28 protein-coding genes are annotated in these 15,099 nt (G+C 41.5%); all 28 read right to left on the bottom strand.

The features are described 5' to 3' along the window. Positions 1 to 11: 11 nt before the first annotated feature. The gene (locus tag ACXYMX_RS04795; RefSeq protein WP_459043097.1) at positions 12 to 809 is read right to left on the bottom strand and encodes an energy-coupling factor transporter transmembrane component T family protein; all 798 of its coding nucleotides are present in this window, start codon (positions 807 to 809) and stop codon (positions 12 to 14) included. Beyond that, positions 809 to 1,678 (bottom strand): energy-coupling factor ABC transporter ATP-binding protein, encoded by an 870-nt coding sequence (locus tag ACXYMX_RS04790; protein WP_459043096.1) that lies wholly within the window; start codon positions 1,676 to 1,678, stop codon positions 809 to 811. The genes ACXYMX_RS04795 and ACXYMX_RS04790 overlap by 1 nt, the downstream gene beginning before the upstream one ends. Beyond that, positions 1,654 to 2,499, bottom strand: coding sequence for an energy-coupling factor ABC transporter ATP-binding protein (locus ACXYMX_RS04785; RefSeq protein WP_459043095.1), 846 nt, complete (start codon positions 2,497 to 2,499; stop codon positions 1,654 to 1,656). The genes ACXYMX_RS04790 and ACXYMX_RS04785 overlap by 25 nt, the downstream gene beginning before the upstream one ends. A 304-nt stretch (positions 2,500 to 2,803) precedes the next feature. Next, positions 2,804 to 3,184 carry a 50S ribosomal protein L17 gene (gene rplQ / locus ACXYMX_RS04780; RefSeq protein WP_459043094.1) on the bottom strand — a complete coding sequence of 127 codons (381 nt, stop codon included), beginning with the start codon at positions 3,182 to 3,184 and terminating at the stop codon, positions 2,804 to 2,806. Between the two features lie 32 nt (positions 3,185 to 3,216). Continuing rightward, positions 3,217 to 4,161, bottom strand: coding sequence for a DNA-directed RNA polymerase subunit alpha (locus ACXYMX_RS04775; RefSeq protein WP_459043093.1), 945 nt, complete (start codon positions 4,159 to 4,161; stop codon positions 3,217 to 3,219). Between the two features lie 133 nt (positions 4,162 to 4,294). Further along, a complete protein-coding gene (rpsK, locus tag ACXYMX_RS04770) occupies positions 4,295 to 4,684 on the bottom strand; it encodes a 30S ribosomal protein S11 (RefSeq protein WP_459043092.1) in 390 nt (129 codons plus the stop codon). Between the two features lie 25 nt (positions 4,685 to 4,709). Further along, complete coding sequence (gene rpsM / locus ACXYMX_RS04765; RefSeq protein WP_459043091.1) at positions 4,710 to 5,075, bottom strand: 30S ribosomal protein S13; 366 nt, start codon at positions 5,073 to 5,075, stop codon at positions 4,710 to 4,712. 24 nt (positions 5,076 to 5,099) lie between these two features. Beyond that, positions 5,100 to 5,213: a 50S ribosomal protein L36 gene (gene rpmJ / locus ACXYMX_RS04760; RefSeq protein WP_075526647.1), complete on the bottom strand. Its 114-nt coding sequence runs from the start codon at positions 5,211 to 5,213 to the stop codon at positions 5,100 to 5,102. Between the two features lie 37 nt (positions 5,214 to 5,250). Next, positions 5,251 to 5,469: a translation initiation factor IF-1 gene (infA, locus tag ACXYMX_RS04755; protein ID WP_060203457.1), complete on the bottom strand. Its 219-nt coding sequence runs from the start codon at positions 5,467 to 5,469 to the stop codon at positions 5,251 to 5,253. Positions 5,470 to 5,861: 392 nt separating this feature from the next. After that, a complete protein-coding gene (locus ACXYMX_RS04750; RefSeq protein WP_459043090.1) occupies positions 5,862 to 6,503 on the bottom strand; it encodes an adenylate kinase in 642 nt (213 codons plus the stop codon). A gap of 53 nt (positions 6,504 to 6,556) precedes the next feature. Next, complete coding sequence (gene secY, locus ACXYMX_RS04745; protein ID WP_459043089.1) at positions 6,557 to 7,849, bottom strand: preprotein translocase subunit SecY; 1,293 nt, start codon at positions 7,847 to 7,849, stop codon at positions 6,557 to 6,559. After that, on the bottom strand, positions 7,849 to 8,289 hold the full coding sequence (rplO, locus tag ACXYMX_RS04740; protein ID WP_459043088.1) for a 50S ribosomal protein L15: 441 nt from the start codon (positions 8,287 to 8,289) through the stop codon (positions 7,849 to 7,851). Before rplO ends, secY begins: the two co-directional genes overlap by 1 nt. 32 nt (positions 8,290 to 8,321) lie before the next feature. Beyond that, positions 8,322 to 8,504 (bottom strand): 50S ribosomal protein L30, encoded by a 183-nt coding sequence (gene rpmD / locus ACXYMX_RS04735; protein ID WP_459043087.1) that lies wholly within the window; start codon positions 8,502 to 8,504, stop codon positions 8,322 to 8,324. A gap of 13 nt (positions 8,505 to 8,517) precedes the next feature. Beyond that, a complete protein-coding gene (rpsE, locus tag ACXYMX_RS04730; RefSeq protein ID WP_459043086.1) occupies positions 8,518 to 9,018 on the bottom strand; it encodes a 30S ribosomal protein S5 in 501 nt (166 codons plus the stop codon). Positions 9,019 to 9,041: 23 nt separating this feature from the next. Next, entirely contained in the window at positions 9,042 to 9,404 is a 363-nt protein-coding gene (rplR, locus tag ACXYMX_RS04725; RefSeq protein ID WP_459043085.1) for a 50S ribosomal protein L18, read from the bottom strand. A gap of 33 nt (positions 9,405 to 9,437) precedes the next feature. Beyond that, on the bottom strand, positions 9,438 to 9,977 hold the full coding sequence (gene rplF, locus ACXYMX_RS04720; RefSeq protein ID WP_459043084.1) for a 50S ribosomal protein L6: 540 nt from the start codon (positions 9,975 to 9,977) through the stop codon (positions 9,438 to 9,440). A gap of 30 nt (positions 9,978 to 10,007) precedes the next feature. Beyond that, positions 10,008 to 10,406: a 30S ribosomal protein S8 gene (gene rpsH, locus ACXYMX_RS04715; RefSeq protein WP_459043083.1), complete on the bottom strand. Its 399-nt coding sequence runs from the start codon at positions 10,404 to 10,406 to the stop codon at positions 10,008 to 10,010. Positions 10,407 to 10,436: 30 nt separating this feature from the next. After that, the gene (locus tag ACXYMX_RS04710; protein WP_269051743.1) at positions 10,437 to 10,622 is read right to left on the bottom strand and encodes a type Z 30S ribosomal protein S14; all 186 of its coding nucleotides are present in this window, start codon (positions 10,620 to 10,622) and stop codon (positions 10,437 to 10,439) included. Between the two features lie 19 nt (positions 10,623 to 10,641). Beyond that, positions 10,642 to 11,181 (bottom strand): 50S ribosomal protein L5, encoded by a 540-nt coding sequence (gene rplE, locus ACXYMX_RS04705; protein ID WP_459043082.1) that lies wholly within the window; start codon positions 11,179 to 11,181, stop codon positions 10,642 to 10,644. 26 nt (positions 11,182 to 11,207) lie between these two features. Beyond that, complete coding sequence (gene rplX, locus ACXYMX_RS04700; protein ID WP_459043081.1) at positions 11,208 to 11,519, bottom strand: 50S ribosomal protein L24; 312 nt, start codon at positions 11,517 to 11,519, stop codon at positions 11,208 to 11,210. 36 nt (positions 11,520 to 11,555) lie between these two features. Continuing rightward, positions 11,556 to 11,924, bottom strand: coding sequence for a 50S ribosomal protein L14 (gene rplN / locus ACXYMX_RS04695; protein WP_459043080.1), 369 nt, complete (start codon positions 11,922 to 11,924; stop codon positions 11,556 to 11,558). A 39-nt stretch (positions 11,925 to 11,963) separates the two neighbouring features. Then, entirely contained in the window at positions 11,964 to 12,227 is a 264-nt protein-coding gene (gene rpsQ, locus ACXYMX_RS04690; protein ID WP_459043079.1) for a 30S ribosomal protein S17, read from the bottom strand. Between the two features lie 17 nt (positions 12,228 to 12,244). Beyond that, positions 12,245 to 12,445, bottom strand: a complete 201-nt coding sequence (rpmC, locus tag ACXYMX_RS04685; RefSeq protein ID WP_381540196.1) for a 50S ribosomal protein L29 — start codon at positions 12,443 to 12,445, stop codon at positions 12,245 to 12,247. Beyond that, the gene (rplP, locus tag ACXYMX_RS04680) at positions 12,435 to 12,869 is read right to left on the bottom strand and encodes a 50S ribosomal protein L16 (RefSeq protein WP_459043078.1); all 435 of its coding nucleotides are present in this window, start codon (positions 12,867 to 12,869) and stop codon (positions 12,435 to 12,437) included. Before rplP ends, rpmC begins: the two co-directional genes overlap by 11 nt. A gap of 1 nt (position 12,870) precedes the next feature. Then, positions 12,871 to 13,530: a 30S ribosomal protein S3 gene (gene rpsC, locus ACXYMX_RS04675; RefSeq protein WP_459043077.1), complete on the bottom strand. Its 660-nt coding sequence runs from the start codon at positions 13,528 to 13,530 to the stop codon at positions 12,871 to 12,873. Positions 13,531 to 13,533: 3 nt separating this feature from the next. Next, positions 13,534 to 13,878, bottom strand: a complete 345-nt coding sequence (gene rplV / locus ACXYMX_RS04670) for a 50S ribosomal protein L22 (RefSeq protein WP_459043076.1) — start codon at positions 13,876 to 13,878, stop codon at positions 13,534 to 13,536. Positions 13,879 to 13,897: 19 nt separating this feature from the next. Then, positions 13,898 to 14,176, bottom strand: coding sequence for a 30S ribosomal protein S19 (gene rpsS / locus ACXYMX_RS04665; protein ID WP_459043075.1), 279 nt, complete (start codon positions 14,174 to 14,176; stop codon positions 13,898 to 13,900). Between the two features lie 60 nt (positions 14,177 to 14,236). Beyond that, on the bottom strand, positions 14,237 to 15,067 hold the full coding sequence (gene rplB, locus ACXYMX_RS04660) for a 50S ribosomal protein L2 (protein WP_459043074.1): 831 nt from the start codon (positions 15,065 to 15,067) through the stop codon (positions 14,237 to 14,239). Positions 15,068 to 15,099 lie beyond the last annotated feature (32 nt).

Raw genomic sequence — 15,099 nt, 5'->3', positions numbered from 1 at the left:
TCCTCAACCTCCTACCCTCTTAGTAAATAAAGTCCGATTATTAAAGCTGCAAGTAGAATCATGATAGTTGTATCACGATATCCCCAACTCAATTGACGGTACCTCGTTCTTCCTTCACCGCCGCGATACCCACGTACCTCCATTGCAATTGCTAAGTCTTCTGCACGTTTAAATGCACTGACGAAAAGTGGAACTAGAAGTGGAATCACAGCTTGAATTCGTTGCTTAATGGACCCGCTGCTAATATCAGAACCTCTTGCCAACTGCGCCTTTAAAATTTTGTCGGTTTCATCCATTAATGTAGGGATAAAACGAAGGGAAATAGACATCATCAGTGCGAGTTCATGAACAGGAAGTTTAACTCGTTTAAATGGATTTAATAATTCTTCAATTCCATCCGTAATCGATATAGGCGAAGTTGTTAACGTAAGGATAGACGTCATCAAAACAAGTACTAGAAAGCGAATCGATATGAATATCCCTTGACGGAATCCCTCTTCATAAATTTTAATGAAACCCCAGCTGAATATAACTTCGCCTTCCCTTGTAAAGAAAAAGTGCATCAGCAATGTAAATACTATCAAAAACAGGATTGGTTTTAATCCATTTAGAAGGAAATACAATCGAATGCGGGAGACAAAAATAACTAGCAGTGTAAATGCCAAAACCATACCGTACGTCCAGACGTTATTCGCTAAGAATACAGCAATAATAAAAATAAATACAAAAGATAACTTAGCACGCGGATCGAGTTTATGAACAAACGATGTACCGGGAATGAATCGACCAAAAATCATCTTTTCTAACATTAGTAGCCACCTTCTTCTCGGGCTTCCTTAGCAATTGCAAGTGCGAGTTTCTCCTCAGTTAATGCAAGAGTCGGAAGCGGACGTCCAATTAACTTTTCAAAACCCCTCTGAAACTTTACTGGCCGTGGGAGGCTAAGTCCGTATGTAGATAGCTTCTCTTCATCACTAAAGATTTCTTCCGTAGACCCACTCATAACAGACGTGCCTTGATGCATAACAATAATGGTATCCGCATAGCGCGCGGCATCCTCCATACTATGAGTGACCAGAATTGTCGTCAAATTCTCTTTTTCATGAAGCATGTTGAAGAGTTCCATGATTTCCTTACGACCTTTAGGGTCTAAGCCCGCAGTAGGCTCATCTAAAACGAGTACGGATGGTCTGAATGCAAGTACACCTGCAATAGCAACACGTCGCATTTGCCCTCCTGATAAATCAAACGGGGACTTATTTGCAACATCTTCTGGAAGCCCTAAAAGCCCAATCAATTCATGAGCTCGTTTGCGTGCTTCTTCTTCCGAAACACCGAAATTCATTGGACCAAACATAATATCTTTTTCTACAGTTTCCTCAAATAATTGGTGTTCTGGAAATTGAAAAACAATTCCTACTTGACTTCGTACCTCTTTAAGACCTTTTGTTTTTGTTCCTGCTGAAATGGTCACATCACCAATTTTTACAACGCCTTCTGAGGGTTTCAAGAGACCATTTAAATGCATAAGCAATGTAGATTTACCGGAGCCCGTATGACCAATTATCGCCGTATAGGATCCCGATTGAATCGTTGCATCTACTCTCTGCAATGCTCTTTTTTCAAAAGGAGAGTCTTTCCCATATAAATAGCCTACCTGTTGAAGTGAGATGTCCAAAGCTCATTCACCAACTCTTCTTCTGTCATATGTTCCCCATTCAGTTCCATTCCAGCTTCTCGTAGAAGATTTGAAACTTTCATCGCAAAGGGCAAATCTAATCCAATATCTTCAAGTTCTTTCCCACGCTGAAATAATTCCTCAGGTTTACCGGTAGTGAAAATCTTTCCTTTATTCATTACAACAATTCGATCAGCCAGTAATGCTTCTTCCAAATCATGTGTAATTGAAATGACGGTTAATCCGGTTTCCTTTTGCAGTTCATGCACAATTTGAACAACCTCGTCTCTACCTTGTGGATCGAGCATAGAAGTCGCTTCGTCCATGATAAGTAAGCGTGGTTTCATAGCAAGTGCGCCTGCAATTGCTACCCTCTGTTTCTGTCCTCCAGATAGATGGTGCGGTTCGTGGTCAAGAAAATTAGCCATATTCACTTGCGCGAGTGACTCGTGAACACGTACCACCATTTCTTCAAATGGCACCCCATTGTTTTCAAGCGCAAAAGCTACATCGTCCTGAACTGTTGAACCGACAAATTGATTATCGGGATTTTGAAATACAATTCCCATATTTGATCGAATATCCCACAAATTACTTTCGGTCAATTTTTCGATGAAGACATTCACATCTCCTTCTTTCGGGAAGAGAAGGCCAATCATCAATTTTGCAAGTGTCGATTTACCGGATCCATTATGACCTACAATCGCAATCCATTCACCATCATTTACCGTAAAGGAAACTGAATCAACTGCATTTATTGCATGTCCATCCTCCGATGGATAGGAATAGCTTACATTGTTCATCGATAGGATTTCCTTCATTGTCGACACTCCTGTTCATTCTATGTATTCGAATAAGGCTCAGTTGTACTAAAAAAATGTAAATAAAAAAAGCGCGCACCTCATCCGAAGAAATGCGCTCACATCTATAACTAGTACCGGGTGCTCAATCCGATACTGCGGATGAGGTGCGTAGAGCTAGACCAGACGAATAGTTCGCCAATCATAACACTCAGCTTTTAAAATTGTCGTATAAATCATTTTAAAAAAAGAGGTGTGGCTATGCGTACGCCAGACACACCCCTGTTATAGCAAAGGCTTTATACCTTCACTGTAAATATATAAATTAAACCAGTTCGATTACGACGACAGGTGCACCGTCACCGCGACGAGGGCCCATTTTCATGATGCGCGTGTATCCACCTTGACGTTCTGTGTATCGAGGGGCTACAACATCAAAAAGTTTTTGGATTGCGAAGATTTCATTCTCTTCACCTTCATCATTTGTTACCGTAACGAGTTCACGTCGGATATATTGTGCAGCTTGACGGCGTGCATGTAAATCTCCACGCTTACCAAGTGTAATCATCTTTTCTACAACCGAACGTAATTCTTTCGCACGAGTTTCAGTAGTTTGAATACGCTCATGAACGATTAAATCAGTCGTTAAGTCACGAAGCATAGCTTTACGCTGTGAACTTGTGCGTCCAAGTTTTCTGTATCCCATAAAAGTTTCCCTCCTTCAACCTATAAACTTGCTCAATCTTCTGTTCGCAACTCGAGATTAAGCTCATCTAGTTTCGCTTTCACTTCTTCAAGTGATTTACGTCCTAGATTTCGTACTTTCATCATTTCATCTTCAGACTTGTTAGCAAGCTCAAGAACTGTGTTAATTCCAGCACGCTTTAGGCAGTTATAAGAACGAACAGAAAGGTCAAGTTCCTCAATCGTCATCTCTAGAACTTTTTCAATTTGATCTTCTTCTTTTTCTACCATAATCTCAGCAGTCTGGGCTTCATCTGTCATGCCAACAAATATATTTAAATGCTCAGTTAGGATTTTTGCTCCTAGTGAAACGGCTTCTTTTGGACCAATGCTTCCATCTGTCCATACATCAAGTGTTAATTTATCGAAGTTTGCCATTTGGCCAACCCGCGTATTTTCCACTTGAAAGTTAACCCGTGATACCGGCGTGTAAACCGAATCAACTGGAATAACTCCAATTGCTAAATCATCACGTTTATTCATTTCGGAAGGCGCATATCCACGGCCACGAATTGCATACATACGCATGCGTAAATGTCCATTTTTCCCGAGAGTTGCGATAGGTTGTTCTGGATTCAAAACCTCTACATCACTGTCATGTGTAATGTCAGCTGCTGTAACGACTCCTTCACCCTTTACGTCTATCTCAATTACTTTCTCTTCGTCCGAGTATATTTTAAGAGCCAGCTTTTTCACATTCAATATTATTGAAGCTACGTCTTCGACGACACCTTCAACAGTAGAGAATTCATGAAGTACACCATCAATTTGAATTGATGTTACTGCCGCTCCTGGTAAAGATGATAGAAGGATACGACGCAAGGAATTACCCAATGTATTTCCATAACCGCGCTCTAATGGCTCAATGATAAACTTGCCAAACTTGGAATCTTCATTGATCTTAACTGCTTCAATTTTAGGTTTCTCAATTTCGATCATCCGTTTATCCTCCTTCAAAACATCTAATGTATGGCCGATCCATATTGAAATCGATTTTTTCGTATGACAAAATCTTACTCACAATTCATTTTTGACAATAATTGTGTTTCTCAATCAAATGGAAATCAAGCCATTATACACGACGACGTTTTGGTGGGCGGCATCCGTTATGAGGAACCGGTGTTACGTCTCTAATTGCAGTTACTTCAAGACCTGCTGCTTGTAAAGAACGAATCGCTGCTTCACGTCCAGAACCAGGACCTTTAACCGTTACTTCTAACGTTTTCAGACCGTGTTCCATTGCTGTTTTAGCAGCTGCTTCAGCAGCCATTTGTGCAGCAAATGGAGTTGATTTACGAGAACCTCTAAAACCTAGTGCACCTGCACTTGACCAAGATAATGCGTTCCCGTGCATATCAGTAATTGTAACAATTGTATTATTGAACGTCGAACGAATGTGTGCAATACCAGCTTCGATATTCTTTTTCACTCGACGCTTACGAGTTACTTGTTTTTTTGCCATGTTAAGAAGATACCTCCTTTACCTATTATTTATTCTTGTTAGCTACAGTACGTTTCGCACCTTTACGAGTACGAGCGTTATTTTTAGTGTTTTGCCCACGTACAGGCAATCCACGACGATGACGAATTCCACGGAAACTTCCGATTTCCATCAAACGTTTGATGTTAAGTGAAGTTTCACGACGAAGATCTCCCTCAACTTTTAGTCCGTCAATTAATTCACGGATTTTATCAAGTTCAGCGTCCGTTAAATCACGAACACGAGCTTCTTCTGAAACACCTGCATTAGCTAAAACTTTTTGTGCAGTTGTTTTTCCTATTCCAAAAATATAAGTCAATGAAATGACAATGCGCTTATCGCGCGGAATGTCTACACCAGCAATACGTGCCATATAGATTGTGCACCTCCTTCTAAATTAGCCTTGTCTTTGTTTATGTTTAGGATTTTCACAGATTACCATTACTCGGCCTCGTCTGCGAATAACTTTACATTTTTCACAGATCGGTTTTACAGATGCTCTTACTTTCATCTTACCCAACCTCCTTCATATTCCGGAGTACAATAGTTTATTTGAAACGATATGTGATACGTCCACGTGTCAAATCATAAGGCGAAAGTTCCATTGTCACTTTGTCGCCAGGCAGGATGCGGATAAAGTGCATACGGATTTTGCCAGATACATGCGCAAGAATCGTATGGCCGTTCTCCAGCTCCACTTTGAACATCGCGTTTGGTAACGTTTCGACTACAGTTCCTTCTACTTCGATTACATCGTCTTTCGCCATCAATCCTGTCTCCCTTCTATATCTCAATAAAGGTTCTCACCATTGGTCGGCATCAGTCGCCTTTAAAGCTTCCTTCAACATATGTCTGGATTGCAAGAGTGATGTTCGAAAGACGTCTGTCACATTTCGTTTTCCCGCAAACCAGTCCTTCGACTTATTGTTGTGGAAAATCCTATTGGAATGGACACGACCGTCCAGATTGCCATGGATGAGTTCCTAGTTACGTTTTTATAGCTCTAGGTAGAACTTCTACGTCCCACAGAACTCTAAGCAGTTCTTTTATACCGGCCACCATATGCTTTTGCAACTCGGTGAAACGCCCTTCCCAGTAGTATTACCATATACCCTTATAAAGCATACAATATACGTACCAGTGAGGTTTACTGCACATTCTATTGAAGAAGTGCATCCAGTTCTTTGAAAACTTCGTCGATATGTTGCTCGCCATCGACATTAGATAACACGCCTTTTGCATCATAAAATGCAAGAAGTGGTGCCGTTTGAGTCATATTTACTTCCAGACGATTTGTAACTGTCTCTGGATTGTCGTCTTCTCGTTGATAAAGTTCTCCACCATCTTTATCACATACTCCATCAACCTTTGAAGGTTTGAATTGAAGATGATAAGATGTGCCACATACTTTGCAGATGCGACGCCCTGATAAACGTGCAACCAGTTCATCCTTTTCCACTTGTATATTAAGAACATGTTCAATGCTACGCCCCATATCCGCCAAAAGCTCATCTAAGGCTTCGGCTTGCGGAACTGTACGAGGAAAACCATCTAGCAAGAAACCTTTATCACAATCAGGTTTACTTAATCGTTCACGAACGATACCGATTGTCACTTCATCAGGAACTAGTGCTCCTTGATCCATGTACGATTTTGCCTTGACTCCAAGTTCCGTACCTTCTTTAATTGCAGCACGGAACATATCGCCTGTAGAAATATGAGGAGTTTCGTACTTTTCGACAATTTTGTCTGCCTGAGTACCTTTACCAGCACCTGGCAAACCCATTAATACGATATTCATACGGATAGCGCTCCTTCAAATTCACTTTTCAGGAAGAGTAGTTCCTGAAAAGTTTATTTCATAAATCCTTTATAATGTCTTTTCACAAGTTGTGATTCAAGTTGCTTCATCGTTTCAAGCGCTACACCGACGACGATGATCAAACTCGTTCCGCCGATTTGTGCCGATTGAGGAAGATTTGCAAACTTGATAAAGAACATTGGCATGATTGATACAGTTGCAAGGAAGATAGCTCCCACAAATGTCAATCTATATAATGTACTTGTTAAATAACTTTGTGTATTTTGCCCTGGGCGAATACCCGGAATGTAGGCACCTTGCTTCTTTAAATTATCCGCCATATTTTCAGGATTAACCTGAATAAAGGCATAAAAATAAGTGAAGGCAATAATTAGTGCTACATACAATGTCATTCCGACAGGTGTCGTATAATCAAATACTTCTCTAATCGTAGACGTAAAACTATTTTCACCGAAAAAAGTTACGATAGACTGAGGAGTCATAAAGAATGCAGAAGCGAAAATTACTGGGATAACACCCGCAGCATTCAGTTTTAACGGCAAATGAGTTTGTTGGCTTGCAGTCGAAGGACCTCGGCCAGTAACACGTTTTGCATACTGAATTGGAATTTTTCGTAATGCTTCTTGTACATAAATGATACCGACAGTGATTGCCACAATAACAAGGAGCAATAATGCACTTATTGCGATTCTGATGAATAACGCATCACCAGCATCTTGAAGCTGAGTTGCATAATATTGGTTGACGGCTGTTGGAATACCAGCAACGATACCTGCGAAGATGATAATGGAAATACCATTTCCAACACCTTTTTCGGTAATTTTTTCGCCTAGCCATAATAGAAATGCAGTTCCAGCAGTCAATACAAGCGCAATAACAACATATGTTGAAAATCCTTCTGCAATTATTAGCTTACCGTCAAACATCCGGTTAAAACCGAATGACATGGCCATAGCTTGAATAAATGCCAGGATAATCGTGAAGTACCTTGTGAACTGAGCAAGCTTACGTCTTCCAACATCACCTTGCTTCGCCCATTCGGAAAACTTCGGTACAACATCCATCTGCAATAATTGCACGATGATAGATGCTGTAATATAAGGCATGATCCCCATCGCTAAGATAGAAAAGTTAGCAAGAGCGCCTCCACCGAACATATTCATAAAGCCAATTAGGCTATTTTGATCCGTCTGAAATGCAGATGCATTAACGCCTGGAACAGTTATAAATGTTCCTAATCTAAAAACGATAAGCAAAAGCAGTGTGTAAACGATTTTACGTCTTATATCTTGTACGCGCATAAAATTGGAGATCGTCTGAAACATTAAACCACCTCAGTTTGGCCGCCAGCTTTTTCAATAGCTTCCTTTGCAGAGGCAGAAAATTTGTTTGCTTTTACAGTAATCTTCTTATCAAGAACCCCGTTACCTAGAATCTTAATTCCAGATTTAGCATTACTAACGATACCTGTCTCTATTAACAATTCTGGTGTTACTTCCGTGCCTTCATCGAAAACATTAAGCTTGTCAAGGTTTACAACTGCATAATCCTTACGGTTAATGTTTGTAAATCCACGCTTAGGTAAACGTTGGAAAAGTGGAATTTGTCCACCTTCAAATCCAAGACGTACTCCACCGCCTGAACGAGAGTTTTGTCCGTCATGACCTCTACCAGAAGTTTTACCGTGACCTGAACTCATTCCGCGTCCAACGCGTTTGCGTTTTTTACGAGAACCTTCAGCTGGTTTCAATTCGTGTAATTTCATCTTTATGGCACCTCCTTATTAAAAAATCAAAATCATTTTTCGTTAACTGTAACCAGGTGGGCTACTGTATTGAGCATGCCACGAATAGCGACATTATCTTTATGTTCAACCGTTTGATTCAATTTACGTAGTCCCAACGCTTCTACTGTTTTACGTTGTGCCGGTTTAGAACCAATCACGCTTTTTGTAAGGGTAACTTCAAGTACGTTTGTCATTGTGCTTCCCCCCTTAACCTAGTAGTTCTTCTACTGATTTACCGCGTAATTTCGCAACATCCTCAGCACGTTTCAAGCTTTTCAATCCTTCGACAGTTGCACGAACCATGTTGATTGGTGTACTTGATCCAAGAGATTTAGATAGGATATCAGTAATACCTGCTAGTTCAAGTACTGCACGGACAGGTCCTCCAGCGATAACTCCAGTACCTGGTGCTGCAGGCTTGATAAGGACTTGACCTGCACCAAAACGACCGAGTACTTCGTGTGGAGTTGTACCTTTGACCATTGGTACCACAACTAAGTTCTTTTTAGCATCATCTATTGCTTTACGAATCGCATCTGGAACTTCTTGCGCTTTACCAGTACCGAAACCTACACGGCCATTTTTATCTCCGATTACAACTAGAGCAGTGAAACGGAAACGACGTCCGCCTTTCACAACTTTAGCTACGCGATTAATCGTTACTACGCGTTCTTCGAATTCACTTTTATTCTGATCATTACGACGCATGAAATGTGTCCCTCCTTCTTAAATTAAAATTCTAGACCATTTTCACGTGCTGAGTCCGCAAGAGCTTTCACACGGCCGTGAAATAGGTAACCGCCACGGTCGAAAACAACCGTTTTGACATCCTTTTCAACAGCATTTTTCGCGATCAACTCGCCGACTTTTACAGCAGCTTCAGCACTTGCTGTAGACTCTGAGCCAAACTCTTTGTCCATAGTAGAAGCACTTGCGATCGTTACTGAGTTAATATCATCGATTAATTGAGCATAGATATGCTTATTAGATCGATAAACGTTCAAACGTGGACGAGCCGCAGTTCCGCTGATTTTTGTACGTACACGTGCATGACGGTTTTTACGTACAACGTTTCTATCTTTTTTCGTAATCATCGTGGTCACTCCTTCCGAATGCCTTAATGGGCATTATTTACCTGTTTTACCTTCTTTACGACGGACTACTTCGCCTACATAACGAATTCCTTTACCTTTATAAGGCTCTGGAGGACGTACTTGACGAATATTCGAGGCAAGAGCGCCAACGCGTTCTTTGTCTATCCCACGAACAGTAATTTTTGTGTTTGCAGGAACTTCTACTTCAATTCCTTGTTCCGGTGTAAATTCAACCGGGTGAGAATAGCCGACGTTCAATACAAGTTTTTGTCCTTGAAGTTGCGCACGGTAACCTACCCCTACAAGTTCAAGTGACTTTTCAAAACCTTTTGAAACGCCTGTCACCATATTATCGAGTAATGAACGAGTCGTTCCATGAATAGAACGGTGTTCTTTCGATTCAGAAGGACGGACCAATGTGATCACGTTTGCTTCTTGTTCAATCTTTATATCAGTATTAAATGTGTTTGTAAGTTCGCCTTTAGGTCCTTTAACAGTAACATGATTACCTTCTGCAATCGTAACTGTTACTTGTTCTGGAACAGTAATCGGCTTTTTTCCAATACGGGACATTCAGTTGCACCTCCATTCAATTGTTACGTATTACCAAACGTAAGCTACTACTTCTCCGCCTACTTGTTTAGCACGAGCATCCTTGTCAGTAAGGACACCTTGTGATGTGGAAACGAGGGCGATACCCAGACCATTCAAAACTTTAGGAACTTCGTTTGTTTTTGCGTAAACACGAAGACCCGGTTTTGAAATACGTTTAAGACCAGTGATAACACGCTCGTTATTTTGACCATATTTAAGGAATATGCGGATGATACCTTGTTTGCTATCTTTGACATATTCTACATCGCGTACAAAACCTTCACGTTTCAAGATTTCAGCAATTTCTTTTTTCATGTTTGAAGCAGGAACTTCAAGCTTCTCGTGACGAACCATGTTCGCGTTACGGATGCGTGTAAGCATATCTGCGATCGGATCACTCATTGTCATTGCATTTACCTCCTTCCCATATTTAGGGGATTACCAGCTTGCTTTTTTAACGCCTGGAATTTGTCCTTTGTATGCCAATTCGCGGAAACAAATACGGCAAAGCTTGAATTTACGATATACAGAATGTGGACGACCACATCGCTCACATCTTGTATACGCCTGAACACTATGCTTTGGCGTACGTTTTTGTTTTGCGATCATTGATTTTTTAGCCACGTTTTCGCCTCCCTCTTATTTACTTTTGGAACGGCATGCCGAACTGCGTCAATAACTCTCTTGCTTCTTCATCAGAGTTTGCAGTCGTAACGATGACGATATCCATACCGCGTATTTTAGAAACTTTATCATAGTCAATCTCAGGGAAGATCAATTGTTCTTTTACCCCTAGAGTATAGTTTCCACGACCATCAAATGATTTCTTTGAAACTCCACGGAAGTCACGTACACGAGGTAGTGATACCGAGATTAGCTTATCGAGGAATTCGTACATGCGCTCACCGCGTAATGTAACCTTCGTTCCGATAGGCATCCCCTCACGGAGACGGAATCCTGCGATAGACTTCTTCGCTTTTGTGATGACCGGTTTTTGACCAGAAATGATTGTTAAATCTTCCACTGCCGCATCAAGTGCTTTCGTGTTTTGAACAGCATCACCAACACCCATGTTGATAACGATCTTATCCACTTTTGGCACTTGCATAACCGATGTATATTCAAACTTGCTCATAAGAGCAGGTGTTACTTCGTTTGTAAACTTTTCTTTAAAACGGCTCATCTGTTGGACCTCCTTTCATCCGTTACTTATTTATCCAGGTTTTCACCGGATTTTTTAGCAACACGAACTTTTTTGCCATCTTCTATCTTATAACCTACGCGTGTTGGCTCACCAGTTTTAGGATCTATAACCATGACGTTAGATACATGGATAGCTGCCTCTTGGCTAACGATTCCGCCTTGCGGGTTTTCTTGATTAGGCTTCGTATGTTTCATGACGATGTTAACACCTTCAACAAGCACACGATCCTTTTTAGGTAAAGCTGCTAAGATTACGCCCGTCTTACCTTTGTCTTTACCGGATATAACCATAACTTTATCGCCTTTTTTAACATGCATTCTGTCGCACCTCCTTGATTGGCATTGTCATGTGAATTAAAGTACTTCCGGTGCTAATGAAATAATCTTCATAAAGTTAACATCGCGAAGTTCGCGAGCAACTGGTCCGAAAATACGTGTACCACGTGGGCTTTGATCATCACGAATGATTACACATGCGTTTTCATCAAACGTAATGTATGAACCATCCTTGCGTCGAACGCCACTTTTCGTACGGACGATAACCGCCTTGACGATTTCACCCTTCTTAACAACGCCACCTGGTGTTGCTTTTTTCACTGTACATACAACTACATCACCGATGTTAGCTACTTTACGGCCTGTACCGCCTAAAACTTTAATTGTAAGAACTTCACGAGCGCCAGAGTTATCGGCTACTCTCATACGACTTTCCTGTTGGATCATTGAGGCTACCTCCTCCCGGATTATTATCTCCGAACTTTATTAGATAACGACCGCTTTTTCGACTACTTCTAATAGGCGGAAACGTTTTGTTGCTGATAACGGACGAGTTTCCATTATACGAACAACGTCACCGATTTTCGCTTCATTTAATTCGTCGTGGGTCTTCAATTTCTTAGAATACTTTACACGCTTACCGTATAAAGAATGCTTCTTGTATGTTTCGACCATTACAGTAACTGTCTTATCCATTTTGTCAGATACGACACGTCCTGTGTATACTTTGCGTTGGTTACGCTCTGTCATGGTTGCAACCTCCTCCATCAGTTATTTGCACTGATTTCTCTTTGACGTATTACAGTTTTCATACGCGCGATTGATTTACGAACTTCGCCGATACGTGCAGTGTTTTCTAATTGGCCTGTCGCCAATTGGAAGCGAAGGTTGAAAAGCTCTTCTTTCAGTGATTTCACTTGTTGCTCAATCTCTGCAGTTGTCAAGTCACGGATTTCTTTAGCTTTCATTAGATTCACCACCAATTTCTTCACGTTTTACAAACTTCGTTTTAATAGGAAGCTTGTGAGATGCAAGACGAAGTGCTTCACGAGCAACCTCTTCATTTACACCCGCGATTTCAAACATAACTCTACCAGGCTTAACAACAGCTACCCAGCCTTCTACCGCACCTTTACCTGAACCCATCCGTACTTCTAGAGGCTTCTTTGTATATGGTTTGTGTGGGAAAATGTTGATCCATACTTTACCGCCACGTTTCATGTAACGTGTCATTGCGATACGTGCAGATTCTATTTGACGGCTTGTAATCCATGCCGGCTCTACTGCTTGCAGTCCGAATTCACCGAACTGTACTGATGCTCCGCCTTTTGTAGTTCCGCGCATCTTTCCACGGAATACACGACGGTATTTAACGCGTTTAGGCATTAACATATTAGTTGCCTCCTTCCTCAGAGTTCTTCTTTCTCACTGGAAGGACTTCTCCTCTATAAATCCATACTTTTACGCCTAATTTACCGTAAGTAGTATCGGCTTCTGCATGAGCATAATCGATATCTGCACGTAAAGTATGAAGAGGGACAGTACCTTCACTATAATGTTCTGCACGAGCGATGTCGGCACCGCCAAGACGTCCAGAAACTTGAGTTTTAATTCCTAGTGCGCCAGAACGAATTGTGCGTTGAATCGCTTGTTTCTGAACACGACGGAATGAAACACGGCCTTCTAGTTGACGTGCAATGCTTTCTGCTACTAATTTCGCATCAAGATCAGCACGTTTAATTTCAATAATATTGATGTGTACACGCTTGCCAGTAATATCATTAAGTTGTTTACGAAGTGTTTCTACTTCGGAACCACCTTTACCGATTACCATACCTGGTTTCGCAGTGTGAATTGTTATGTTAACACGCTTAGCAGCACGCTCAATTTCAACTTTTGAAACTGATGCTTCTACAAGACGCGTGTCGATATATTTACGAATCTTTAAGTCTTCATGTAAAAGAGTTGCATAGTCTTTTTCAGCGTACCATTTCGACTCCCAGTCGCGGATGATACCGACCCGTAAACCGTTAGGATGTACTTTTTGACCCACGAATTATCCCTCCTTTTTTTCTGATACCACTACAGTGATGTGGCTTGTGCGTTTGTTGATTGCACTTGCACGTCCCTGTGCACGTGGACGGAAACGTTTCATTGTCGCACCTTCATCAACGAATACTTCGCTTACGATAAGGTTCTCGACATCCATCTCATAGTTATGTTCAGCGTTTGCAATTGCTGAGTTTAATACTTTCTCTACTACCGGAGATGCCGCTTTTGGCGTCAGGCGTAGAATTGCGACAGCTTCACCGATTTTCTTGCCCCGGATAAGATCAACGACTAAACGGACTTTGCGAGGAGCAATACGGACTGTGCGGGCAGTAGCTTTAGCTTGTTGCATCAGAATAACCTCCTCTCAATTAACGTCTTGTTTTCTTGTCGTCTCCACCGTGGCCTCTATATGTGCGCGTCGGTGCGAATTCGCCAAGTTTGTGACCTACCATATCTTCAGTCATGTAGACAGGTACGTGTTTGCGGCCGTCATAGACAGCAATTGTCAATCCGATGAAAGACGGGAATATAGTAGAACGGCGTGACCAAGTTCTAATTACTTGTTTTTTCTGAGAATCATTTTGTGCTTCTACCTTCTTTAGAAGATGGTCGTCTACAAAAGGTCCTTTTTTCAAGCTGCGTCCCATGTCGGAACCTCCCTCCGTGCGTGTACTACGGTCCATTCATAGAACCGCAGTTCATTCACATTATTTTTTACGGCGACGAACAATAAGTTTGTCGGATTTATTGGATTTCTTACGAGTTTTATATCCAAGAGTAGGTTTGCCCCATGGTGTAAGTGGTGATGGCATTCCAATTCCTGTACGACCTTCTCCACCACCGTGTGGGTGATCGTTCGGGTTCATTACAGATCCACGTACTGCTGGACGTTTACCCAACCAACGTGAACGGCCTGCTTTACCAATGTTGATAAGTTCGTGTTGTTCATTTCCGACTTGACCAATTGTTGCACGGCAAGCTTCAAGGATCATACGTACTTCTCCTGATTGCAAACGAATAATAACATATTTGCCTTCACGTCCAAGTAGTTGTGCAGATGTACCTGCAGAACGAACGAGTTGGCCACCTTTTCCTGGCTTCATCTCAATATTATGGATTGTTGAACCCATTGGGATGTTAGTTAAAGGTAATGCATTACCGATTTTAATGTCTGCGTCTGGACCTGACATTACTTGTTCTCCTACTACTAAACCTTTAGGAGCAAGAATGTAACGTTTTTCTCCATCTGCGTAATTGATTAGTGCGATATTAGCAGAACGGTTCGGATCGTATTCGATCGTAGCAACGCGTCCTGGTATGCCATCTTTCCGTCGTTGGAAATCGATGACTCGGTATTGGCGCTTATGTCCTCCACCTTGATGACGAACAGTAGTCCTACCTGTATTGTTACGTCCACCTGTCCGTTTGATTGGAGCAAGCAATGATTTCTCCGGTCTATTCGTTGTAAGTTCAGCGAAGTCCGAAGTAGTCATATTACGACGTCCGTTGGAGGTAGGTTTGTATTTCTTAATCGCCATTTGGTTTCCCTCCTTCGTATAATTAAATGGTT

The sequence above is a fragment of the Sporosarcina sp. CAU 1771 genome (genome assembly GCF_054482775.1).
This window is presented reverse-complemented; position numbering and strand designations above follow the sequence as displayed.